Source organism: Shewanella sp. NKUCC05_KAH (assembly GCF_019345585.1).
In the GTDB taxonomy this organism is placed as follows: Bacteria; Pseudomonadota; Gammaproteobacteria; order Enterobacterales; family Shewanellaceae; genus Shewanella; species Shewanella oncorhynchi.
Map to the genome: position 1 here is coordinate 96,184 of NZ_JAHKQZ010000005.1, position 24,305 is coordinate 120,488.

Consider the following 24,305-nt stretch of genomic DNA (forward strand, 5'->3'; position numbering starts at 1 on the left):
AACAGAGCGGGCGACGCCCTGCGAGGTTCTAGATTCTAGAGCCACGCAGCGGCGTTCTAGAGGCCGAAGGCCCATCCTAGATTCTTCTTTCTACAGCCCTGCGATAACTGATACAGCGACGGCGGTGTTATAGATAATACCCGTGATCTGTGTCCAGAGACTTAGGTTATCTTTATATTCCGTATCTAATGGCACAATAATGGTATCACCTGGTTGTAACTGGTCTTCACTACTAAACCAACTCGAACGACCAGGCATGAGTACTGAGCCATTTGCTTGAATAACATAAGTGCGATCTTCATCTGCACGTTTACGCGCACCACCTGACATAGCTAAATACTGGTCTAAAGTTAAGCCATCTTTAAATCTGTGAGTTGCGGGGTGCTGAACCTCTCCCATCACTGCAATGGTTTGTTTAGTCGATGGAACATAGAGGATATCGGCATCTTCAAGCTGTATATTAGCTTGCTCAATCCCTAATGAAATTGCAGGTAAGTCGACAACGAGGCGCCCTACAGCCTTTATATTTTCTAAATCGGTTAACATTAATTGCGCATCCGCATAATTAACAACCGCACCGTCTTTAGATACTCCACGCGTCGCGATATCACGACGTAATTGATCGGCTAACTTCTTAATCTCAATCTGTTCTTGTTGACGCACCGAATCCCGAACAAATACTGCAGAAGGTAAATAAGCATATTCAGTAAACCCACCGACACGAGCGATTAAATCATTTAGTGTTTCACCGCGGCGGATATTGTAGCGCCCAGGGAATTTTACTTCGCCTCGAATTTCAACAACTTTAGATTCTTGCCAATCAGGGGTCGTCATCACTGTTAGCATGTCACGCCCAGTTAAACGGATATTCGCGCTTTCAACTCCTTGTAAGGCTTGAGTCAAGTCAAGATTATTATGCTCAACTTTTGAGCCATTGATATCGGTTGAGGTGGTGGTTAATTCAGCTCTTGCGGTATAAGCACCTTCTTTTAAGCCACCCGCAGCGATCACTAAATCATTAACACGAGCACCCACAGTCAACGGATATACTCCTGGCTCTCTGACCTGTCCATCAATAGCAACAATTTGAATACCCGAGCCTGCTCGCCCTTGGCTATTTAATTTAACCATTACAGGGTACAGTAATTCTTGACGGCCCATCTGATTACTGAGTTTAAGCAGTTCTGTATCGTCAAATAAATTAGCCAGCATTTTATTGACAACGCCTTTAACAACCTCAGCTTCTTCAGACTCTTTCTTATCTGTTAGTACTACACCAGCAAGATCGGTACGTTGCGATAACTTAGTTTTATCGAGTTGCACAAAGCCCGCTTTAAATAAATCTGAACCTAAAAGATTACTTGTATTTAAAGAAGTGACTTTTTCAACACGCTCTTTTACTAATTTATTTAACTCATAGCGATTCTGTATATCATCTGAAAAATTAAACAGGATGATTTTATCACGCGCATTTAAGCTAAGATCTTGGTGACTTTCTTTGGCACTAATCGCTTTCCCTGGTGAGAATTGATGCACTTCAATATCACCGTATTGATTCACTTCACGGATCACGATTGCGTAATCGAGATCAGCAGAAGCCGCTAAGTCTCCCCACAGAGAAGGTAATACGTCACTCACTTTTTGACCAGCAAACCATTGATATTTACCCGGACGAACAACAGCCCCGGCTATAGTGATGGCACTTTCGTATTGCTCCGACGCACTTTTTACACGAACAATGTCACCTGCTTTGGCTGGTGTATTTCGACCTTGCTCAGAGGTTAAGTCTACGTTAATTATGGTTTTCAAAGATTTACTATTATAACGCTCTATTGAACTGCTTTTAGGATATGCTCCTGTATTTAACCCGGCGGCCATTGCGATAACGTCAGCCATGCTCTCATTGTGTTTTAGCTCGTAAATGGCTGGGCGTCTTACTTCTCCGGTTACACTTACAAGGCCGCCGATAGAAGGAATAAACACCACATCACCAGAATGGAGTCTTAAATCCCCCGACGCATCACCTCGCATTAACAGGTCATAAAGATCTAAAGTACCAACTAGCTTGCCATTACGTTTCAGCTGTACATTACGTAATGAACCGATCTCATTAACACCACCAGCGACAAACAGAGCCTGAGTGATAGTTGATAAACTTGAAACCGTATACGAACCAGGTTTATAGGCATCACCTGCCACAAAAATGCGTATCGAGCGCAACTCACCCATAGTGATGTTGGACTCAATACCTATCATTTGCTCACTAATACGCTGGGATAAAGAGTCTCTAAGCTCAGAGAAACTAAGCCCCATGACAGGTATTGGACCCAGCTCAGGGAACTGAATAACCCCCTCACGGTTAATAACTAGGTCATACTCTTTATTTTCTTTACCATAAAGCTGAACTTTAATGTTATCGCCTGGACCGACGAGATACTCTCCCGGAACCGGTACATCTGACACAGGTGCAAATGTGCTAGGTTCGCCAGCAAACATCTCATAACCGAAACGACGCAATTTTGTTTTGCTGGGATCTTCAGAAAAATCTAATTCAGCTTTAGCTGCTTTTTTATCGGCATCTGACACACGAGTATTGGTGTCTCTTGCCCCTACGACTTCAGGATTTGTAACCTGAGTCTGGGCCTGAGAGCCTGAAAGCATATTAGGATCAATACCGTATTGCTTAGCAAGCCTTGCCTGTTCAGATTTCGGTAATTGCTTGAACTGTTCAATCATTTGTGGAGATGGCGTAACGGCATGAACCTGAGCGCCCATCAATATTGTGGCGCCAAGGCCTACTATGATGAATTTTTTGATTTGTTGTAACACCAGATATCTCCGATTGGGTTGAAAACAGGGTGTCGCAGAGCGACTTTTAGATTCTAAAGGCACCATAATACTATGGCTGCTAGGATCTAGAACGCTTCGCAGCGAAAGCCGACAAAGCCAAAAACTGAAACATTTACGGGTAACGGACGTTCGCAAGCTCACTTAACACTAAAGGTGAAGCTAAGAGGCTGAGCGCTACTCAGTTAAAGCGTCATTACGCGACTAATCTGAGAGCAGCAGTTTTTATTGCATCACAACAGGCCGTCCTAATTTCTAGCAATGAACCTGCGAGCGACCTACATAATTTTTTAATGTTGAGGTATTCAACTGGTGCGCGCATCGTTGCGGGTCAGAGGCATTCGGCGTTAATTTAACAAATGAAACTATTCATTCTTCAACTATATCCCTCTATAAATGCCAGTTCGGCATCCATGCCTCTTGTTCGAGAGCTTAACCTGCGGTTCCTCACCTTTCAGACACGCTACCGATCCGCGTGGCGGCCAGAGGCCTTCGGCGTCCGCTTAACGAATGAAACTATTCATTCTTCAACTATATCCCTCTATAAATGCCAGTTCGGCATCCATGCCTCTCGTTCGAGAGCTTAACCTGCGGTTTCTCACCTTTCAGACACGCTACCGCCCATAGATTACGGCTTCCATATTGCCCTTCGCGATGCGAAAATTCATATTTTTCATTAAGATAAAACAGCATCACAAGAAATAGTTAAGCTCTACACTCATTCAGTTTCGCTAGTAAAATACCTTAACCATAGGATGCAAACACTTAAAATAAGAGCTTATATTCTAACTTTATGATTACAGAATCTTACTTCAAAGATTCACTACCGATAGAACATTTAATGTTCAAACGGCCATTTTTAAGATTACACCTTAACAGGTTGCATTTCAAAAATGTAACTTCAAACCTCAAACAAAATCAACCAATTGATTTTTAAGTAAATATTAAACACCTTGTTAGTTTGGCAAATACTTTATCAACTTCAAGGATAGCTAATATCTTACAGAATACTGAGCATTACTCTTACAAACGGATTTGTACTTACTGCACTTAAATACAAATTCGTTCCACACTTTGCTGTGGTACAGTCACTGTCTTTACCTGCCCCATAATGTTAAAAAGAACATGGCAACGTTTATTTGGGCATTTCTCTTGAAAAATGCCTTCGAGATCAACAAAGGGCCCATCTGTAAAACGAATTTTTTCCCCCGTTTTTAGCTCTAATTCTTCGGCTAATACTGTTTGGGAAGGCGTTAGTTCTTTCATGCGAATGGCATGGATAATTCTGTCGTCAATGGGCGTCATTTTCTCTTGACAATTAACGATTCGATTCACACCACGAGTAGAATGGACCTGCCTGACACTTGTCTGACTTGGGTCAAAATTGATGAATAAATAATTAGGAAAGAGTGGTACACGACAGACTTGTTTGCGCCCGCGCTGAGATTTCTCTTCAGAGACCATAGGCAAATATGTCTCTAAATTTTGAAGTGCTAAGTTTTGTTGTGCTCTCGCTTCACTACGAGGTTTACAATACAAAAGGTACCATGCCTTCATAAGCTAATCTCACTACCCTATAAATAAGTGACGTCCATTCACGGGTCGCAATCATAGCAAAGATGCTCAAGTCGGTGGAAGTAATTTTTCGACTATTCCAGTCTCTCGCTCGGTATGCATACAATGACGCTCACATTAACTAATTCATAATTAAAATCACAACACTATACTGCTGATAATGTCACCACTTAGCTTACCAAAATTGACTTTGGTTGCTTTTAAGGGGTATATAAGGTGGGATTTTAGCGAAAATACTCATTTTACTGCTAAATGCATTACTTTTATTATAAGAACGTAACAATAACCCATACGTAACTAGCGGTTATTCAACAATTAATGAATGCTATAGCGGGAATTAGTGGTTGATTAAACCTGCAGGCGATATTGGGACGAGCAACAACCATTTTTCTGTGGTGACATCATCCTGTTTCAGGGGCCCACAGGCAATCACGAGCTTAAGGTGGAAGACTTCATGAGCGTAGCAAAACCACATGGAACGATGCTTGGGCATCCCAAGGGATTGTTCCTGCTGTTTACAACAGAACTTTGGGAACGATTTAGTTATTATGCAATGCGTGCCATTTTGGTACTGTATTTAGTTGATCAGGTGGGTAAACAAGGCGGTGGCGGCTTAGGATTTAGCCAAGCTGACGCTTTATCCTTGTATGGTACTTTTACTGCGTTAGTGTATTTAACACCGCTGATTGGTGGTTGGTTAGCTGATAATTTTCTGGGTCAGCGCAAAGCCATTTATTTTGGTGGTGCGTTAATGGCGGCTGGCCAATTTATGCTAGCTGCGCCTCATGCTTGGTTTCCTGGTATTGAAACGACTATTTTTTATATCGGTCTAGGTACACTCATTCTGGGTAATGGATTGTTTAAGCCGAACATTTCCACTATGGTGGGCGATCTCTACGAGGAAGGTGATCACCGTCGCGATGGTGCATTTACTATTTTCTATATGGGAATCAATTTAGGTGCGGCATTATCCGGCTTTATTGTTGCTTGGGCTTATACTAGCTTTGGCCACACTGAAATGGTTAATGGCCAAGAGGTTTTTGTTAATAACTGGCAGGCAGGTTTTTTCTGTGCTGGTATTGGGATGCTGCTGTCGCTGGTGATTCAATTTTTATTTGCTCAAAAACTGTTAGGTAACATTGGTACCGTGCCAGCGGCCAAGCTAGAACGTGAACGCCAGGCTAAGCTAGGCAATACCCGTAAAGAACCACTTACTAAAATTGAGCGTGATCGTCTCAAGGTGATTATGGTGCTGGGTTTGTTCACTATTATTTTCTGGGCGGGGTTTGAACAAGCGGGCGGGTTAATGAACTTATTTACCAATGAGTTTACTGACCGTTACATAGGTACTTGGGAAGTGCCCACGACTTATTTCCAATCGCTAAACGCTATTTTTATTGTGTTATTTGCCCCTGTAATTGCTTCTATCTGGATCCGTTTAGGTAAAAATGAACCTAACTCGCCAGTGAAATTTGCCTTAGGTTTGTTCTTATTGGCGATTGGCTTCTTGTTCATGATTGGCGCTGTGGTTGAGATGGGTAGCGATCCTACAGCTAAATCAAGCATGTGGTGGTTAGTGGGTGCTTATTTCTTCCATACTATGGGGGAATTATGTTTGTCACCTATTGGCTTGTCTATGGTGACTAAGCTTGCTCCACTGCGCATAGCCTCTTTGATGATGGGCGCTTGGTTCTTGTTTATTGCGATGGCGAACAAGGTTGCTGGGGTCGTAGGCTCTTTGATTGGTCACGGTGGTGGCAAAGAGGAACAACTTGCTAATGCTATGTCAATTTTTGCCGGTATCGCGATTACAGCGGCTCTGTCTGGCGTGATCCTGTATTTTATGGCTGACAAATTAGTCGATTGGATGCATGGCGCAGAAACCAAGCATCATACTGAAGCCGAAGCCTTAGAAAGTGAAATTGCAGTGACGGCTGAACATGAAGCGATAAAACGTTAATTATCCTGTTCAACTGTTTTTGACTGTTAAAACAAAACGCCTTACTCGCAAGAGTAAGGCGTTTTTGTTAAGTCAGCTATTCGGTATACTCAATTTTGCCAAAGCGTCTAAAAACTAAAGGCTTAACTGTAGAAAACCACCAGCGGGTAGCGTTGCATCATAGACTAAGCCCTTAAACTTGTTATCAAGTAAAGCTTGTTTATGCTCAGGCTCACTTGTCGCAATACATAACTGTTCTTGCGGTAAAATACTGCGGAACTGAATGCTCGGTTTACCCCAGTCTAACACGCCAAGCTGCAGACTCTCAGACAGTGCTAACGGGCTTAATCCTTCATCATTACGCAGATAACAACGCAACCCCTTACCCGCCTGTGCAATAGCAGCACGGTACTTAGTTAGCTCAATGGCAACATAAATCATATCGGCTTTGATATCGAGACCAGATTTCACTAAACGCTCGTTCAAATAGCTCATCATGTTAAAGGGTTCAATAATGCTTTGACTCTGACCATTTCTAAAATCTTTAAGCTTCTGATTAACAAAACTTCTCAGCAGAACGCAGGCAAACGCGGCTCGATTATCCTCAGGATACAAATGGGCCATGTACATAATCAGGTGATCACTACCAACCATTGTTGAATCAATGAAATAACTGCTTATATCGCTATTTTTATAAAGGCTATAGTCAACCTTGGCTGCCGGATAACTAATATTTGAAGCGGGAAAGAGTTGTTGCTGAACTTGTTTTGCCGCTGCAACACTTTGCTCAAGCAATGCTAGATTATCACTTAATTCTTGGTGGGATAGCGCGTCAAAATCTGCGGCTTGAGTATCATCAATGTAGGAACTATGAAGGCTTTGTTTAATGGCTTGTTCAATAATAAATAAATCAGATACTGGCTTAACGAGATAATCACTTGCGCCAATGCGTAAGGCTTCTACAACGTCAGCCATGACATTATTACCCGAGATCACGATAGAAGGCACTAAAGGCGCTAACCTTGTCATCTCCTTAAGCATATCGAGCCCACCGAGCTTAGGCATACTCAAGTCTGCAAGAACAATATCGAAGCGCTGCGATTTAAAAACTGACAATCCTTGTTCACCATCACAGGCTTGTGTGACTTGCGCACCTCTACTATCGAGAAAGCTTGCAACAATCTGCCTAAACACGGGGTCATCTTCAACTAAAAGAACCGCAACACCATTTAACGCCATAAAGGTTCCCGAATAAAGTTCATCGCATAGCCATTACTCAAGTGAATATGCCAATAACAAAATTTAACAAGGCTAGCATTTGATGACTAAAGACAAATGCTGTCAAGTACGGCCAATAGGGTTACTCAAGCTCCTGCATATACTGATCGAGCAACTCATCATCATCTTGCTTTTGAGGGACATTACCATCATAGACTTTATAGTCCATGTGCTGTAAATATGCATCTTTGACAAAGGCATAAGGATCGAGTGCATTATCAACAAGTCGCTCTTGATCGATTGCTGATGCTCTAGAATGAAGGTTTTTAAGTCCCCATTTAACAATGGATTGCCACATTGTTAACTCAGACAATGGGAAGTATAGACCATCAACCCAATCAGACGCGAGTTCTCGCACAACATAAGGACCCGCAAATGGCGCCATGAAGTAAGGTCCATTAGGCACCCCATAATAACCCAGCACTTCATTAAACTCATCTTGCTTGCGGCTCATACCCATCATGTCAGCGACATCAATGACACCTAATAAGCCGACAGTAGAATTGATTGTAAAGCGTCCACCAGCATTAGCTGCCCAGCCCCACTTACCCTGCAGCACATTGTTTACTAAGCTGCTAGGTTCCTCTAAATTCTGCACAAAGTTATTGATACCTGTTTTAGCAGGCGTAGGAATATAATCGTTATAACCATGGGCTACAGGACGATATAAATATCTATCTAGGTAGAGATAGTTGAAGTCCCACATAGCTCGGTTAAAGCCTTCGAACGGATCGCGGGGATCATCATAGGTAATTTGTACCTTAGCAGGTGTTTCCTGCTGAATGGTATCTGGTAGGGATACTTCAGCCGATTGCACTTTAGGCAACAGCATTAACCCCAAAGATAATCCCATCCATTTTAACTTCATATCGCTCTCTTAATATAAATGTACTGTTTAGACATCAAATTTTCGCTAAAGTGACAATACAAAAATGACGATATAAAGATAATTCGTCTTAGTGGCATACTATCCAGTATGACAGTTCCTTTGTCACAAGGCGCATAAGCATACTTGGCAAAAAAAATTGGTCAATTGTTAATTTTACTAAACGAATGTATCGCAGGATAAACTATATAAGGTCATTAAATGGAGTCGATTCCACTTGTCAGCAGTCAAAATTCGCAGTTACACACTGCGATAGCTAACACTGATGCCCTCTATGCTACTCCACGCCCCATTCCAGCTCAGGTGCAAACATCACCTGAAGGAGATAGTATTATTCTAAACGGTACAGAATATAATTTAAAGCTAGTTAATGCTCAACAGCGGCAAATATTGTTGACTGCTAATAGCTTTTTAGTCACGCCCAATGCGCAAAACAGCTCAACTCCAACTACGATAGTGCAAAACTCCACTAGCCAACTACTTGCGTTAGCTACACCTCTCGTACTGAAAATTCCTGAGGCAGTGATCAATCTGGCACAACAAAATGGCATCTCTCAGACGCAGCTTTCAGCGCTCGCGGCTCGCACACAGGGCTATCCATTACCCAACGTCACTATAGTTAACAAGGAGCTTCAATTTGCTAATGGTACCGTTGTAGCACAAGATCCTGGACCTCAGCTGAATCAAGGTGAATTCATCGCTAAAATAGCCTTTCAACAAGGGCGCCCTATTTTATTACTCACCCCAATACAGAGCAAACTCGAAATCATAATTGGGGCGCCAGTAAATGAAACTCAGGTTCCCACAAATAAACCATCTTCTGATCTTGTGATCGCGAAAATTGAACCAGCACAGATCATTGCCTCCTTTCTAAAAAAACTCGAAAATATCAACTTTCTGCCTGAGCCCACAAAACAAATGGTCACGGCCAAAGTCGATATAATGCAGCTTCAAAGTAAAGTAGATATTCCATCAGCGCTTACTGCGACTGGCTCACAGAATATCTCTAACGCGCAAGTCATAACGCCAACAACTAAAGACTTAGGTCAGATCAGCACTCAAAACTCAGCCCTTGAAAATCGGCTTGTGGGTCAATCACCAGCATCACAAATGGATGAAAACGTAAATAGCAAAAACGGGTTGTCTCAAGGCTCAAAAACATCACAAGAAATCCTAAGTGTGAGTCCTACAGACATAAACAAACTTAATAATATTTTAGGATCCAGTAGCCAAAAGACTGAACAACAAGACAATGATGCTAAGACTGACACTTCGATAAAAGTGGCTGATGTCTTACAAAAAGCGTTCAATAAAGCGGGGGCACTTCCTATTGAGTTATCTCGTTCTAATAGCAGCTCGAATTTAGCATCTGAGTTATTGAAACACCTACCGCATTTAGGGCTGCCACCACTGAGCCAATTAAATGATATCGATGAACTCAAAGCCAATATTCTCGGTCTAGCGAGTCTAAATCTTGCTACGCCTCAATCAAATCAAGCCTCAATGCTCATGAATGGGAGTGCAATAACCTCACTTTTTCAGCTGCTACTTGGCTTTAAAGCCAATAACAATTCGAATTCCGTGAGCAAAAAGCTTGCCGACTACCTTGAACAGTTACAAGCTAAAGTGGGCTTCTCCACTAAACTTCTTGGGCAACTGAGCAAAGCAGGAGGCCTTGATAGCATGGGACTATTAGCCTCTAACCTGCATTTATACCAACAGGCAAGTAATGAGAGCACTGGCAATTTGGTGTGGTTCTTCGCCCTGCCCTATGGCATTAACCAACGACAGGAGCAACTGGAAGGGAAATTTGAGCAAGAAGCCGATCCTGATGACCCAGATAAAAAAATTGGATGGCGTTTACAACTGAAGTTTAATCTAGCACAAGGACCTCTGTTGATTTCAGCCCAAAACCACAATCAACAATTAGATATCCAGTTTAAAGGCAATAGTCAGATACTACTTAATAAGGTTAATAACTTTTTAACGCCCTTAAGCCAAAAACTATCACAACTGGGTTTTACGCCTGGAGAACTATCAACTCAAATAGCGCAAGTACCAGCAACCTTATTACCTGGTGATCATTTCCTCGTAAAGACAAAAGCTTAATGAGTGACAATGTTCCAACACTAATATTGAGTTCATTATACAAAACATTGGAAATAACGATATGAGCGAAGAGAGTGAACCTAAACAAGCTGTCGCACTGGGCTACGATGGCCGTAACGCTCCTAAAATAGTCGCGACTGGTGAAGGGCTTATCGCAGAAGAAATTATTGCCTTAGCTAAGGCTAACGGCGTTTATATCCATCAAGATCCCCATCTGAGCCATTTTTTGCAATTGCTAGAGTTAGGAGAGGAAATTCCCAAGGAGCTTTACCTGCTTATCGCCGAACTGATTGCATTTGTGTATATGCTCGACGGTAAATTTCCTGAGCAATGGAATAATATGCATAAAAAAATTGTCGAGAAGGCATAAAATAAAAAAGCTAATTCAGAAAAATTAGCTTTTAGTGTTCAATTGGCTACCGATTACTTACGATGCAGACGGATCAACAGCTCGGCTTCAGCTTTAGGTAATTCGCATTCCTTAATCAATTCGTCGACGCCAGCACCAAGCGCGACCATCTTCATGGCTCGAGTATAAAGTTTTGCCTGTGGATCCTGTTGAGTCGTCTCTTCAATCCGTTCAGACTGTTGCAGTATGCGTTTTTCTAATTCAATAACACGACGGCCTACACCGATTGTGCCACTGCGTAATTCTTGCAATTCGCGTTTAAAAGACTCTCGCTGCCGATCGCCCTCTTTAACCAACACAGTCAATGCCTCAACTTTGCTTCTTAATTTACTCAATTGCTTTTGTAAAAAGAGTACTAACCCTAAGCATGCGATGACATAGACTAACGCTGCGATCAAAAATTCATCGCCCATCAAAAATCCTTATACACACTCAAAGCCATAGATTAGGAGCTGGCTTACAATTGAGTTATCTATTCCAAAGTGCTCACTTAACGTCACCAATATAATTGGCCATTGTTCAAGCTATGATAAAAAGACTTCGTCTACCCATAAATCGTAAATACTCAACATCATCGATTTATTCGCAAATAAACAAAATGGCTGAATGAATTCTAATCATTCAGCCTTATCACACTCATTGATTAGATCTGAGTCAACTCGGCCCATTCTTCGTCGGATAATAATTTGTCGAGATCAACTAAGATAAGTAATTCATTGTCGCGATTGCTCACGCCTTGAATAAACTTAGCACTCTCTTCCGTTCCAACATTAGGCGCATTGTCAATTTCAGAGCGGCGCAAATAAACCACTTCTGCAACACTATCAACTAAGATACCAATGACCTGTTTTTCAGCTTCGATGATAACGATTCGGGTTGAATCATCAACTTCAGCAGACTGTAATCCAAAACGTGAGCGGGTATCAATTACAGTGACGACATTACCACGTAAGTTAATGATCCCTAGTACATAATAGGGGGCACCAGGTACAGGAGCAATTTCAGTATAACGCAGCACTTCCTGCACTTGCATTACGTTGATACCGTAAGTTTCATGGTCCAACTTAAAGGTAACCCATTGTAATACTGCATCATCTTTACTTGCAGCGACTGCTGCTACATTTCTTGTATCTTTCATGTTTACCTCAACCAATTGAGTCCTGACAACCTAAACCCGCATTAAGCATTTCAACTAAGGCTTGTACGTGCAAAATGCCACACATCTGTTCTTTCACTACACCCGCTAACCAAGGGCGTTTACCCGCTTGACTACGCCAGTTGACTTGCGACTTATTAATTTTTACCGCATTGACCAAGGACTCACAAGTCAATCCCCAGTTACTGCCTTCTAATAATACAAGATATTGATAATTTACTGATTGCGCCAGTTTATCTGTGTATTTTTCTGGCATAACCCACGCACAAGTATCAACAATGTTCAATTGCTCCTCCCTATGCGTCTGTACACCAAGAAACCATGCGGGTCGACCAAAGATGTGGTTTATCCGCTCAACTTTTACTATTCCGCCTAAACTCACCAAAGGCACAGCCAATGTCAGCCCTGCTACTTTAAAGAATAGTACCTGAAACTCATCATCGAGCACTTCTTGCAAATCTTTTGTCACACTAGGAGGCGTAATGCCGACTTGTGTTTCTGGCACAACCACTGGCTCAACGATTTCATCAACAACGGTTTCATTAACAACAGGCTGAGCTTGTGGTACTTCTACCACAACAGGTTGAACATCAATAGGTGGCGCTATCTCTACTGAAGGTGGTATAGGTTCTAACCTTGCAGTCTTTAGTACTGGCGCGAGTAATTTCTCTAACGCTTGCTTATTCACTTGAGCTACAACCTGGCTTACCGGAGCAACAAACTCATGTTGTCTTGGCGCCGCTTTTGGCTGCAACTGCGCAGTAGGCGTTATGGCCTTCTCTACATTCTGCGGTGCGGCAGTGCGACCATTTTCAGCCAAAATTGCCGCATCGAGCAATGCAGCCTCCGTTTGATTAACAGCAACATTTTGATTTGAGTCTGCTTTTACAATGCTTTGAGGGGAAACAATCTGGTTTGGACTGTCGTCTTCCTGCAGCAATAATGCGAAAAAATCAAAAACAGTTTCATCAACCGATTTTGACATGGCCAAACTCCCCAACTAATAAGAAATCTAATAATCTTTCATAGGCTTTAACGCCGCGGCAACCACTCGCATAATGCGATGCTGGTAAATGTGCCAAACTGGCATCTCTAAACTTAGTGTCTACTGGAATAACGTCTTTCCACAAAGTATCACTGTATTCGGCACCAAGAACTTGCAAAGCCGCAGGTGATGCTTTGGTGCGTTTATCGTACATGGTAGGCACAACAGTGTAACTGTAGCGCGTCTTCTTAGATCGGCCCATTAACTCCATCGTTTTAATCATCCGCTCTAGCCCTTTAATGGCAAGAAACTCCGTCTGCACAGGAATAATGATATGCTGACTTGCCGCAAGCGCATTGACCATTAATACCCCGAGTACGGGTGGGCAATCAACGATAGCAACATCATAATCATCAGCAACCAGTGCTAATAAATTACGTAGTACTAATCCCATTCCCTCTTGATGACCTAAGGCTCTGTCCAAGGTAGCCAATGCCATAGTTGCAGGTAATAAATCCAAACCATCGACTAAGGTTGGCACTACATGGGATAAAACGAGTTCCTTAGAAAGGTTTTTATGGGCAAGAAAAACATCAAACAACGAGCCTGGAACCTCTTCAGAATCAATACCTAAGTAATAACCTAACGAAGCATGTGGATCGGTATCTATCATAAGAACACGCTTACCACGCTTAGCTAATGTTCCCGCTAAACTCGCTACCGTCGTGGTTTTACCTACGCCACCTTTTTGATTCGCTATGGTCCAGACTTTCAAGAAGTGACCCCTACCTATACTGGTTAATATGCTAATGAACTAGAAAATTGTGAGTTCACAAGTTCTAAAAATTACTGCTCTTTTCTGGTCGTGACTCGAATGCCGCCATTGGGCAAACTAATCACTTTGACACCATCGGCATTCTCAGATATCACCACTGGCAGCATCTCTGCATTTTGGGGGGCAATTGTCTGAGAAACAGCTTTAACCTCTTTTTCTGGCGCTTGAAGCTGTTTAAGAATAGAGGATTCCAGATTAGTTTTTTCCTTCGCCGTATCTATTTCAGTATCTGGTTCGCCCAGCAAAGGCGGAATGCTATTTTGTACCGGCTCAGGACCAATCGCTACAGCCTTCTGCTCACCAGGAGCCGCTAATTGCAACATTGCTTTAGTCTGATCGGGATGAGACGCTAACCAAGTTGCAATGGCTTCAGCCTGTTCGTCAGGTACCATTAACAGCACCTGAGTCGATTCCAAACGTTTTACATCCGCCTGCAGTAAACTATTCTTACGCTTGTAATCTAGGCTTAAGGCACCAAGAACCAAAATGGCTATGCCCATCAACAAGATGATGAGCACACTATTTGTGCTCATCGGATATTGATTTTTAGACACGAACAGACTCTTTTAAAATACATTCGGCCATGTTATCTAAGGCTATCGACTGGGTGGCAATCCCTGCACTCGCAACGGCTTGTGGCATACCATAAACCACACAACTGGCTTCATCTTGCGCCCAAATGGTTGCGCCTACAGCTTTCAACATACGTGCGCCTTCTCTGCCATCCGCCCCCATGCCAGTTAATACAACAGCAAGCACATCACCACTAAAGGCTTTAGAAGCAGAAGCAAAGGTGATATCCACACAGGGCTTATAATTCATATCAGCACTGCCTGCGATAACTTTTAATCGGCCACTTGCTCCAGTACGTTCAACCATCATTTGCATACCACCTGGCGCTAAATATGCGCAACCCGGTTTAAGAAGATCGCCATTAGCGGCCTCTTTCACTTCAATCTTACATAAGCCATTTAAACGACTCGCAAATGCAGGGGTAAAGGCAGCAGGCATATGCTGGATTAATAAAATAGGATGCGGATAGTTTGCTGGAAACTGCGTGAGTATTTTTTGCAGCGCAACCGGACCACCAGTAGATGTACCGATCAGCAATAATTTATACTGCTTACCACTTGCACGAATCGTCGTTGCCGTTGAGGTTCTAACAGGAGCTGCGACAGGCGTATGAGCCGATATACTGGTTGTACCTAAAACGCTACCTGTTGGACGCGCACTAGGTGTTGGCGCGACCACAGGACGTGCAATCGGACGAAACATTCTGCGTCGTCCCAATGCCTTAACTCTTTGTTGCAACAATAAAATGGCATCATCTTTGTTGGTCGCAATATCTTCAAAACGTTTAGGTAGAAAATCTAATGCACCAGCATCTAAAGCGTCTAACGTTGCTTTAGCGCCATCATGGGTTAAAGAAGAAAACATCAAGATCGGAGTCGGACACTTAGCCATGATTTCACGAACAGCAGTAATACCATCCATGACAGGCATCTCAATATCCATAGTGATAACTTGGGGATTAAGCTCAGCAGCCAACTTCACCGCTTCGGCCCCATTTGAGGCCGTCGCGATAACTTCCAGTTCAGGATCTTGATTGACAATTTCACTAACACGTCGTCTGAAAAAACTTGAGTCATCAACGACTAATACTTTAATGGCCATTCCATTCCTTAGCTTGGAAACTAATTCTTACTTTTCGCATAATGCTTTAGCAATCCAGGAACATCTAAGATCAGTGCAATACCACCATCCGATGTAATTGTCGCACCAGCCATCCCAGGTGTGCCATGTAACATAGCGCCAAGAGGTTTAATAACGACCTCTTCTTGTCCTATTAAGGCATCCACTACAAAACCAATTTGCATCATGCCTAATTGCACGATAACCACATGACCATGCTTTTTATCGCCATGTTTAAAGGTGGTTTTGTTTCTATGTAGCCAGTGTTCCAAATAGAACAAAGGTACGGCCTTATTACGCACTATGACAGTCAGTTGCCCATCAACAATATTGGTTTTTGTGAGATCGAGATGGAAAATCTCATTCACGCTAGATAGAGGTAATGCAAACACTTGTTTAGCGACATCGACCATTAAGGTAGGCATAATCGCCAGTGTTAACGGTACTTTAATCTCAAGTATCGTTCCCTTACCTTTCATGGAATCAATATGTACAGTGCCATTCAGCTGGGTGATACGAGTTTTTACCACGTCCATCCCAACACCACGGCCTGAAATATCTGAAATCTCAACTTTAGTTGAAAAACCTGGTGCAAAAATCAAATTATAGGCTTCGCTGTCTGTCATCCGCGAAGCAGAATCTTCATCGAGCACACCACGGTTTATGGCGATTTTTTTGAGTTTTTCAGGATCCATGCCTGCGCCATCGTCTTCGATTTTCAGCAGTATATGGTCGCCTTCCTGACTTGCAGATAAGGTAATCGTTCCCGTTCTTGGCTTACCACTAGCTTCACGCTCGTTTGGCATCTCGATACCATGGTCAACAGAGTTACGCACTAAGTGGACGAGCGGATCGGCAAGCGCTTCAACGAGGTTTTTATCTAAGTCAGTTTCTTCACCGACCATGATCAAATCAATTTCTTTGTTTAGTGTACGAGCAAGATCACGTACCACCCGAGGGAAACGACCAAACACTTTCTTGATCGGTTGCATACGGGTTTTCATCACAGCGCCTTGTAAATCGGCAGTAACGAGATCTAAGTTCGCGAGAGCTTTCGACATCTCCTCATCATCACGGCTGATGCCTAAGCTCACCAATCGATTACGCACTAACACTAACTCACCCACCATATTCATGATCTGGTCGAGTCGTGCGGTATCTACACGTACTGTTGTTTCACCCTGAGGCACATTCGCAGAGCTAGCCTTAGCAGGTGCTTTATCGACAACCGCAATTTCCACCTTAGGTTTTGCAGCAACGACTGGAGCAGGAGCTGGTACTGTGGCTTTAACTGGCGCAGGAGCATGTGGTGCAGCAGTAGGTGCTACAGTCGAAATGGGTGTCGTAGGCGCTTTAACTTCAGCTTTCGCAGGTGCTCCGCCTTTCCCATGGAGTTCATCGAGTAATCGCTCAAACTCATCATCGGTAATTTCATCAGCATCTACAATCGGTTGAGGCGCAGGTGTTGCCACAACCTTAGGCTTAACAGGCACTTCAGCCTCAGCTTTAAATTTACCTGAGCCATGAAGTTCATCCAGTAACGCCTCGAACTCATCATCAGTGATGTCATCACCTGATGTTGAAGGTGTTTTAATTGGTGCAGCAGGCTTTGCAGCAACTGGTTCAGATACAAATGTGGTAGCAGCGACCGCAGGTCCCTTTCCTGAACCATGAAGCGCATCCAATAAAGCTTCAAATTCAGCATCATTGATATCATCGATACTTGAAGACGTATTTTCAATGGAAGATGAGTTATCACTTATACCAGCAGGGATTTCTTGAGGGGTAGGAGTATCAATAATGACTTCAACAACAAGTTCTGGCTCTGCAACCTTGGCGGAAGCGACTTCAGATGGCAAAGGTGCACCTGAACTGAGCATTTTAAGTCTCGCTAGCAAACCTGAATCGGCGGGGTCTTGTTGCTCGCCCTGCTGGGTTTGCGCAAACATGGTATTAATTGCATCAACAGCCTGCAAAATAATATCCATCAACTCTGCGTTAACGCTACGCTTGCCTGTCCGCAATAAATCGAAGGTATTCTCAGCCTCATGACAAACATCAACCATGGGAGTTAAGCTAAGAAAGCCAGCACCACCTTTAACGGTATGAAAACCTCGGAAAATGGCGTTCAGCAAGTTAGTATCATCAGGATTATTTTCAAGCGCAACGAGTTGCTCTTGCAGAAGCTCTAAAATTTCACCGGCTTCGATTAAAAAGTCCTGGAGTATCTCTTCATCTACATCAAAGGCCATCAAATTGACTCCCAGTTAGAAACCCAGACTCGATAGAAGATCATCCACTTCGTCTTGACCCGTTACCACATCTTGACGAAGCTCGGCATTCATTATCGGGCCTTCTGCTTCAATATTATTTTTCTGAGCAATCTGACTTTCAATCATAGGTTGCTCACCAAATACCGTCAGCATAGAAACCAGATTACTTTCTACTTCCATTACTAGATCAATAACACGACGTATTATTTGTCCTGTTAAGTCTTGAAAATCTTGCGCCATCAAAATTTGATTAAGCAATTCACGTAATCGAGTCGAGTCATTTGCACTACGAGACATAAGGTCTTGTACATCGTGACAAAGGCCCTTAAATTCAGTCAGCGCTATCTCGCGTCGCATTAATCTGTCCCAAGATGGCATGACATTTTGAATATTTACAGTCACGGCATTAGCCAAAGGTAAACATTCTTCAACCGCATCCATGGTTTTATTTGCAGCTTGTTCGGTCATGTCAATAACGTAATTTAAACGTTGCTTGGCATCGGGGATCTCTGTATTGGCTAATTCAGCAAGACGATTATCAACTTGAAAATCCATCAGCGCACTATGAAGTTGCCGAGTTAATTTACCTACTTCTTCGAATAATTCTCGTTGCAGTGGAGCAGCAAGCTCCCGAAATAAATCATCTGCCTGACTTTGCTCACCTGCACTTAATAATTCAACTAAATGCTGAGCTTGCTCGAGCGTGATGAGCCCTGATGTTTGTGACTTCATAGCTCATCCTTGCTCAAGCGAGTCGTTCGAATATTTTATCTAACTTCTCTTTCAGCGTTGCAGCGGTAAAAGGCTTAACCACATAACCATTCACTCCCGCTTGAGCGGCAGCAATAATCTGTTCACGTTTTGCTTCAGCAGTTACCATTAATACGGGTAAATGCTTTAGCGAATCATCAGCGCGAATTGCTTTTAACAGATCGATTCCTTGCATACCAGGCATATTCCAATCTGTAACAACAAAATCAAAATCCCCCTTTTGCAACATCGGCAGGGCTGTTGAGCCATCGTCTGCTTCTTGGGTGTTATTAAACCCCAAGTCTCGCAACAAGTTCTTGATGATACGCCTCATTGTCGAAAAATCGTCAACAATGAGAATCTTCATATTCTTGTCCAAGGTTTCCTCCGGTGAGCTGACATTCTGTGCTCGATTAATAATTATACTTATGTCCAGTGCTTGAGTTTAGCTTTCAATCGCAACATTGCCTGACTTAATATCTGGCTAACCCGCGATTCACTGACTTCAAGAATGGCGCCAATCTCTTTTAAATTCAATGCTTCATCGTAGTACAGGGATAACACTAATGCATCTCTTTCAGGCAATAATTTAATTGCCTCAACCAGAGCAGAATGAAATTGGTTCTCAGCTAATGCTTCAAATGAATCATCATCGGACCGATCACTCACTGTAAGTATATCCTGAGATACGCCTAAATCTTCTATCCCTATGATTTTTCCGACAGAAACATCGTTAAGAATATGATGGTACTCATCGAGCGTCATATCAAGTTTTTCTGCAATTTCTGTGTCGCGTGCATCACGGCCCAGTTCTTGCTCTAACTCATCAATAGCGTGTGCAACCTTACGATTGTTACGATGAACGGAACGAGGGACCCAGTCGCCACGACGAATTTCATCTAACATGGCTCCACGTATGCGTATGCCGGCGAAGGTTTCAAATTTCGCACCCTTGCCACCATCAAACTTGGATGATGCTTCTAGTAACCCCATCATCCCAGCTTGGAGTAAATCATCTAACTGCACAGATGCAGGTAGTCTGGCGAGTAAATGATGCGCAATTCTTTTAACCAACGGAGCATACTGTTCAACGATCGACGATTTATTGTCTAAACAAGTATACGCAGCGGCTTTATTCACTCGTTTTTTCCTCTTGAAAATCTGGTCGTTGTACTAAACGCTCAACGAAAAACTCCAAATGCCCACCAGGTTGCTGCGGCACAGGCCAGCTCAAAATTTTATTTGCCAATCCTTGATAAGCAATTGCCGCTGGTGATTTAGGATAAGCTTCAACCACCAATTTTTGTTTACGAACAGATTTACGTAAGTTTTCGTCAAATGGAATCGTGGCGACTAATTCAAGTGCAACATCTAAAAATCTGTCGGTCACTTTACTGAGTTTAGCAAATAATTCCATACCTTCGCGTAAACTACGCACCATATTGGCAACTATTTTAAAACGGAACACGCCATGCTCACGGCTGAGAATTTTAATCAGGGCGTAGGCATCGGTAATCGAAGTGGGTTCATCACAAACAACGACTAACACATCCTGCGAAGCACGTGAGAAACTGAGCACCATATCTGAGATCCCAGCCGCTGTATCTACGACTAGAATATCAAACTGAGTCCGCATCTCGCTAAATGCTCGGATTAATCCAGCATGTTGCGCCGGGCTTAATTCCACCATCCCCTGTGTTCCTGAGGTGGCTGGTACTATGCCGATCCCCTTTGGACCACGCACGATAATATCGTCAAGCTCTGCATCACCAGAGAGAACATGAGAGAGGTTACGCTCGGCACGAATACCCAGCATGACGTCGACGTTTGCTAAGCCAAGGTCAGCGTCAAGTACCAAGACACGCTTGCCTTTTTCGGCTAATGCCACAGCAGTATTAATAGAAACGCTGGTTTTACCCACGCCTCCTTTGCCACCAGTGACCGCGATTACTTTCACTTTTTCGTTATAGGGTTGATTCATCATACGTAAACCACTTGCTTGATCCAGGGTCATAAATCTACTCAAATGCACAGGCCATATTATCTGACCACGCTGTGTCTTGTAATGATTGTTGTTCTGTACTATCTAACGCTGCGAGTGCCTGCTGGGCTAAATCTAGGGTATCCGCAACTTTCATATCTTCAGGAACTCTTTGTCCATCAGTAATATAACTTAATGGTAATCCGTTTTGGATCAACACACTTAATGCCCCTGCTAACGACACAGATTCATCGAGTTTTGTGAGAACGACACCAGATAGGGGAATGCGTTTAAAATGATTGACTGCATCTTGCAGCACACGGCGCTGCCCTGTCGCAGACAGTACCAGATAACTGCGGATAGGTATCCTGCTATTTGCAGTTAAATTATCAAGTTGCTGGTAAAGGCGCATATCTCGCTGTCCCATGCCAGCCGTATCTATCAATACTAGCTTGCGATTCCTAAACTGATAGAGAATTTGCTCTAATTCATTTAGATCATGAGCTTGCTTTACTGGGCAGCCCATTATTTTGCCATAAGTTGCTAATTGCTCATAGGCTCCGATGCGATAATGATCTGTGGTAATTAAAGCAACATGTTCAGCACCATGATGTGCCGCAAAACGGGCAGCAAGTTTAGCTAATGACGTTGTTTTACCAACGCCAGTAGGACCAACTAATGCAACTACCCCGCCCTGTTTCACAATGTCATCACCCTGATTGTCAAGCATATTAGCGAGACTTTGTGGTAATGCTCTGACTAATTCAGCAGGCGTATAATGCTGGCTCAGCGCGGCTAATTTATTCGCAACCGCAGGGGAGAATTCAGCCTCAAGCAATTTGGCTTCGAGCATAGCACCGACGGGATCGATGCGTTTTTTATGTTCCGTCATCAAGGAGGATACTTGATGTGTCAGTAAATTACGCAGTGATGCTAATTCATCCCGCATAGCCTCAATATCAGCACTTTGTTTCTGTGATGTTTGTGGTTTTTTATCAAACGAGGAAGGTGCTTCACGACGTTCTGGTTTCACAGCAGTAGGGGCTTGTAAGCCCTTAGCCCATGCTGGTAACTCGGCATCAACTTGCTGATGTGACATTTGTTGATTCAAACGGCTTTGCTGCTTCTCAAGTAAGGCTTGTAATGAGTCTGCTGGTGCGGCTGGCTTAGCGCGAGTTTCTACACGAACTGGCTGCTTAGCACCTAGGGACACGAGATCGTCGCTCACGTCCATAAAGGTCGGTGCTGGCGCAGTGGCTGCAGTTTTCGCTTTAGGTTCGTCATAGTCAACGGCAGCGACAATTTCGATGCCACCGTTCACTTTTTTATTTGACATAATGACAGCATCTGAGCCGAGTGTTTCTTTCACTTGGGCCAGTGCGGCGCGCATGTCTTTGGCAAAAAATCGTTTAATCTTCACTTATGCGTCCTCTACTGGCCGACTGCAGATACGATACGTATTTGCTTCTCATCAGGTATTTCTTGATATGAAATGACTCTGAGATTAGGAATAGTATGTTTAACAAAGCGTGACAGCGTCGCGCGTAACATACCTGACGTCAACAATATGGCGGGTTGTCCGACCATTTCTTGCTTCTGAGCCGCATCGGCAAGGGACTGCTGCATGCGTTCTGCAAGACCGGGTTCAATATTAGGACCATCACCACCGGTTGCTTGCATTGATTGATGCAACATCTGTTCCAACTCTGGCGCCAAAGTAATGACGGGGATTTCGAGCTCTGGGCCTGAGATTTCCTGAACTATCATACGTTTCAAAGCGATACGCACAGCGGCAGTCAAGACTTCAGTGTCATTACTCTTAGTGCCATATTCTAACAAAGTTTGCACTATAGTACGCAAGTCTCTAACTGAAACCCCTTCATTTAATAGGTTCTGCATCACTTTTACGACATGTCCTAGTGGCATGATATCTGGAATAAAGCCATCAACCAGCTTAGGTGAGTGTTTCGCAAGCATATCCATCAGTTGTTGCACTTCTTCGTAGCCTAACAACTTAGCGGCATTATTTGTGAGTAATTGACTAATATGAGTTGCAACAACAGTGGCGGCATCGACGACGGTATAACCTAATGTTTGTGCGTGCTCACGTAACTCAGGGGCGATCCATACGGCTTCAAGGCCAAAGGCGGGATCGCGCGTTTCGATACCATCGAGTTTGCCATAGACTTGACCAGGGTTGATCGCCAATTCGCAATCATGACGAATATCTGCCTCTCCGACGACGACGCCCATTAATGAAATGCGATACGCATTAGGCGATAAATCTAAGTTATCGCGAATATGCACCGCTGGCACTAAGAAGCCTAATTCCTGAGACAACTTTTTACGCACGCCTTTAATGCGGCTTAGTAACTCGCCACCTTGGCCCTTGTCTACCAGAGGGATCAAACGATATCCAACCTCAAGACCAATAGTATCAACATGATGTACATCGTCCCAACCTAGCTCTTTAGGCTCTTTATCTTGTCTTTCTATTGGACCCGATTTCACTTGTTCTAGCGCTTTAAGACGTTTGTTTTCATTTCGTTTATAAACAAAATAAGCTGCACCAGCCGTCATAAAGGCAAAGCTTAAAAACGCCATGTGTGGCATACCAGGAACAATACCCATGACAAACAGGACTCCGGCGGCGATACCCAATGACTTATGACTGTCAAACATCTGACTCATCATCATTTGGCCCATATCACCTGACTCATTTTGACGGGTCACCATCAAGGCTGCGGCGATTGACAATAATAGACCAGGGATCTGCGCTACTAAACCATCACCGATAGTCAGTAAGGTATAAATTTCAACCGCTTCAGAGAAACTTAAGCCATGCTGCACAATCCCTATGATGAAACCACCTACGATATTGATCACTAAGATCATGATACCAGCAATCGCATCCCCTTTAACGAATTTGGACGCACCGTCCATCGCACCATAGAAATCGGCTTCACGGGTCACTTCGGCACGGCGTATTCTCGCTTGGTCTTGATTTAAGGTTCCAGCATTTAAGTCAGCATCGATTGCCATTTGCTTACCAGGCATAGCATCCAAGGTAAAGCGGGCACTGACTTCTGCAATACGACCTGCACCTTTAGTCACTACCGCAAAGTTGATGATAATCAAAATGATAAATACCACTAGACCAACGGCATAGTTACCACCGATCACCACAGAACCGAAGGCTTCAATCACCTTACCCGCGGCATCACCGCCATTATGACCCTCAAGTAAAACCACACGAGTTGAGGCAACGTTGAGCGCAAGACGTAATAATGTCGCCACCAGTAACACAGTTGGGAAGGCAGCAAAATCTAAGGGTCTATCGGTATAAATAGCCACCAGCAATACGATGAGAGCTAACGCAATGTTGAATGAAAAGAGTATGTCTAATAGAAATGGAGGGATAGGTAAAACAATCATGGCCAATGCAGCAAGCACAACCACCGGCGTGCCAATGCCTTTAAAAGTGCTGAGCCTAATTTGTTTTACTTGACCAAGAGTCGCTTTAACATCCATTCGCTATAACCTAAACTTTGACGTGTAATAGCATGAAGCAAAAAACGCGCCAACAAGAT

Annotated in this window: 20 protein-coding genes; 3 read left to right on the top strand and 17 right to left on the bottom strand. The window is 43.4% G+C overall.

Annotation, left to right across the window (positions count from 1 at the left end; all coding sequences use genetic code 11):
* Positions 1-90: 90 nt before the first annotated feature.
* Complete coding sequence (locus tag KO533_RS06630) at positions 91-2,829, bottom strand: SLBB domain-containing protein (protein ID WP_219253390.1); 2,739 nt, start codon at positions 2,827-2,829, stop codon at positions 91-93.
* Positions 2,830-3,897: 1,068 nt separating this feature from the next.
* On the bottom strand, positions 3,898-4,404 hold the full coding sequence (gene rfaH, locus KO533_RS06635; RefSeq protein WP_219253391.1) for a transcription/translation regulatory transformer protein RfaH: 507 nt from the start codon (positions 4,402-4,404) through the stop codon (positions 3,898-3,900).
* A 472-nt stretch (positions 4,405-4,876) separates the two neighbouring features.
* Between rfaH and KO533_RS06640 the strand changes: the two genes are divergently transcribed.
* Positions 4,877-6,382 carry a peptide MFS transporter gene (locus KO533_RS06640; RefSeq protein WP_219253392.1) on the top strand — a complete coding sequence of 502 codons (1,506 nt, stop codon included), beginning with the start codon at positions 4,877-4,879 and terminating at the stop codon, positions 6,380-6,382.
* Positions 6,383-6,496: 114 nt separating this feature from the next.
* Here the strand turns inward: KO533_RS06640 and KO533_RS06645 are convergent, their stop codons facing one another.
* Together KO533_RS06645 and KO533_RS06650 are read right to left on the bottom strand one after the other, a co-directional pair.
* A complete protein-coding gene (locus KO533_RS06645; protein WP_219253393.1) occupies positions 6,497-7,600 on the bottom strand; it encodes a response regulator in 1,104 nt (367 codons plus the stop codon).
* 121 nt (positions 7,601-7,721) lie between these two features.
* Positions 7,722-8,507 (bottom strand): VacJ family lipoprotein, encoded by a 786-nt coding sequence (locus tag KO533_RS06650; RefSeq protein ID WP_219233968.1) that lies wholly within the window; start codon positions 8,505-8,507, stop codon positions 7,722-7,724.
* A 219-nt stretch (positions 8,508-8,726) separates the two neighbouring features.
* On the opposite strand from KO533_RS06650, the gene KO533_RS06655 reads away from it, so the two are divergent.
* Both KO533_RS06655 and KO533_RS06660 read left to right on the top strand, forming a co-directional pair.
* Positions 8,727-10,634, top strand: a complete 1,908-nt coding sequence (locus tag KO533_RS06655) for a hypothetical protein (protein ID WP_219253394.1) — start codon at positions 8,727-8,729, stop codon at positions 10,632-10,634.
* A 61-nt stretch (positions 10,635-10,695) separates the two neighbouring features.
* Positions 10,696-11,004: an EscU/YscU/HrcU family type III secretion system export apparatus switch protein gene (locus KO533_RS06660; protein ID WP_219253395.1), complete on the top strand. Its 309-nt coding sequence runs from the start codon at positions 10,696-10,698 to the stop codon at positions 11,002-11,004.
* A 53-nt stretch (positions 11,005-11,057) separates the two neighbouring features.
* Here the strand turns inward: KO533_RS06660 and KO533_RS06665 are convergent, their stop codons facing one another.
* From KO533_RS06665 to flhA, 13 genes are all read right to left on the bottom strand, one after another.
* On the bottom strand, positions 11,058-11,456 hold the full coding sequence (locus KO533_RS06665) for a DUF2802 domain-containing protein (protein WP_028761168.1): 399 nt from the start codon (positions 11,454-11,456) through the stop codon (positions 11,058-11,060).
* Between the two features lie 230 nt (positions 11,457-11,686).
* Positions 11,687-12,181 (bottom strand): chemotaxis protein CheW, encoded by a 495-nt coding sequence (locus tag KO533_RS06670; protein WP_006082380.1) that lies wholly within the window; start codon positions 12,179-12,181, stop codon positions 11,687-11,689.
* A gap of 7 nt (positions 12,182-12,188) precedes the next feature.
* Positions 12,189-13,184 carry a chemotaxis protein CheW gene (locus tag KO533_RS06675; protein ID WP_168824448.1) on the bottom strand — a complete coding sequence of 332 codons (996 nt, stop codon included), beginning with the start codon at positions 13,182-13,184 and terminating at the stop codon, positions 12,189-12,191.
* The gene (locus tag KO533_RS06680; RefSeq protein WP_028761170.1) at positions 13,168-13,959 is read right to left on the bottom strand and encodes a ParA family protein; all 792 of its coding nucleotides are present in this window, start codon (positions 13,957-13,959) and stop codon (positions 13,168-13,170) included. Before KO533_RS06680 ends, KO533_RS06675 begins: the two co-directional genes overlap by 17 nt.
* A 71-nt stretch (positions 13,960-14,030) precedes the next feature.
* Entirely contained in the window at positions 14,031-14,552 is a 522-nt protein-coding gene (locus KO533_RS06685; RefSeq protein ID WP_219253481.1) for a membrane anchored protein in chemotaxis locus, read from the bottom strand.
* A gap of 13 nt (positions 14,553-14,565) precedes the next feature.
* Positions 14,566-15,693: a chemotaxis response regulator protein-glutamate methylesterase gene (locus tag KO533_RS06690; RefSeq protein WP_219253397.1), complete on the bottom strand. Its 1,128-nt coding sequence runs from the start codon at positions 15,691-15,693 to the stop codon at positions 14,566-14,568.
* Positions 15,694-15,713: 20 nt separating this feature from the next.
* Positions 15,714-17,963, bottom strand: a complete 2,250-nt coding sequence (locus KO533_RS06695) for a chemotaxis protein CheA (protein WP_219253400.1) — start codon at positions 17,961-17,963, stop codon at positions 15,714-15,716.
* A 15-nt stretch (positions 17,964-17,978) separates the two neighbouring features.
* Entirely contained in the window at positions 17,979-18,716 is a 738-nt protein-coding gene (locus KO533_RS06700; protein ID WP_028761174.1) for a protein phosphatase CheZ, read from the bottom strand.
* A gap of 13 nt (positions 18,717-18,729) precedes the next feature.
* Complete coding sequence (cheY, locus tag KO533_RS06705) at positions 18,730-19,113, bottom strand: chemotaxis response regulator CheY (protein WP_007649667.1); 384 nt, start codon at positions 19,111-19,113, stop codon at positions 18,730-18,732.
* Between the two features lie 47 nt (positions 19,114-19,160).
* On the bottom strand, positions 19,161-19,874 hold the full coding sequence (locus KO533_RS06710; RefSeq protein ID WP_028761175.1) for an RNA polymerase sigma factor FliA: 714 nt from the start codon (positions 19,872-19,874) through the stop codon (positions 19,161-19,163).
* Entirely contained in the window at positions 19,867-20,748 is an 882-nt protein-coding gene (locus KO533_RS06715; RefSeq protein WP_006082389.1) for a MinD/ParA family protein, read from the bottom strand. The genes KO533_RS06710 and KO533_RS06715 overlap by 8 nt, the downstream gene beginning before the upstream one ends.
* Positions 20,749-20,752: 4 nt before the next feature.
* The gene (gene flhF, locus KO533_RS06720; protein ID WP_131523092.1) at positions 20,753-22,135 is read right to left on the bottom strand and encodes a flagellar biosynthesis protein FlhF; all 1,383 of its coding nucleotides are present in this window, start codon (positions 22,133-22,135) and stop codon (positions 20,753-20,755) included.
* Between the two features lie 11 nt (positions 22,136-22,146).
* A complete protein-coding gene (gene flhA, locus KO533_RS06725) occupies positions 22,147-24,246 on the bottom strand; it encodes a flagellar biosynthesis protein FlhA (RefSeq protein WP_028761177.1) in 2,100 nt (699 codons plus the stop codon).
* Positions 24,247-24,305 lie beyond the last annotated feature (59 nt).

What these genes read in the sequence shown, in the direction of transcription:
- KO533_RS06640 (WP_219253392.1), top strand. Translation starts at nt 4,877, where the DNA reads ATGAGCGTAGCAAAACCACATGGAACGATGCTTGGGCATCCCAAGGGA.
- KO533_RS06700 (WP_028761174.1), bottom strand. Translation starts at nt 18,716, where the DNA reads ATGAAGTCACAAACATCAGGGCTCATCACGCTCGAGCAAGCTCAGCAT.
- KO533_RS06660 (WP_219253395.1), top strand. Translation starts at nt 10,696, where the DNA reads ATGAGCGAAGAGAGTGAACCTAAACAAGCTGTCGCACTGGGCTACGAT.
- rfaH (WP_219253391.1), bottom strand. Translation starts at nt 4,404, where the DNA reads ATGAAGGCATGGTACCTTTTGTATTGTAAACCTCGTAGTGAAGCGAGA.
- KO533_RS06695 (WP_219253400.1), bottom strand. Translation starts at nt 17,963, where the DNA reads ATGGCCTTTGATGTAGATGAAGAGATACTCCAGGACTTTTTAATCGAA.
- KO533_RS06715 (WP_006082389.1), bottom strand. Translation starts at nt 20,748, where the DNA reads ATGACCCTGGATCAAGCAAGTGGTTTACGTATGATGAATCAACCCTAT.
- KO533_RS06675 (WP_168824448.1), bottom strand. Translation starts at nt 13,184, where the DNA reads ATGTCAAAATCGGTTGATGAAACTGTTTTTGATTTTTTCGCATTATTG.
- KO533_RS06685 (WP_219253481.1), bottom strand. Translation starts at nt 14,552, where the DNA reads ATGAGCACAAATAGTGTGCTCATCATCTTGTTGATGGGCATAGCCATT.
- KO533_RS06650 (WP_219233968.1), bottom strand. Translation starts at nt 8,507, where the DNA reads ATGAAGTTAAAATGGATGGGATTATCTTTGGGGTTAATGCTGTTGCCT.
- flhA (WP_028761177.1), bottom strand. Translation starts at nt 24,246, where the DNA reads ATGGATGTTAAAGCGACTCTTGGTCAAGTAAAACAAATTAGGCTCAGC.
- KO533_RS06645 (WP_219253393.1), bottom strand. Translation starts at nt 7,600, where the DNA reads ATGGCGTTAAATGGTGTTGCGGTTCTTTTAGTTGAAGATGACCCCGTG.
- KO533_RS06690 (WP_219253397.1), bottom strand. Translation starts at nt 15,693, where the DNA reads ATGGCCATTAAAGTATTAGTCGTTGATGACTCAAGTTTTTTCAGACGA.
- KO533_RS06670 (WP_006082380.1), bottom strand. Translation starts at nt 12,181, where the DNA reads ATGAAAGATACAAGAAATGTAGCAGCAGTCGCTGCAAGTAAAGATGAT.
- KO533_RS06665 (WP_028761168.1), bottom strand. Translation starts at nt 11,456, where the DNA reads ATGGGCGATGAATTTTTGATCGCAGCGTTAGTCTATGTCATCGCATGC.
- KO533_RS06655 (WP_219253394.1), top strand. Translation starts at nt 8,727, where the DNA reads ATGGAGTCGATTCCACTTGTCAGCAGTCAAAATTCGCAGTTACACACT.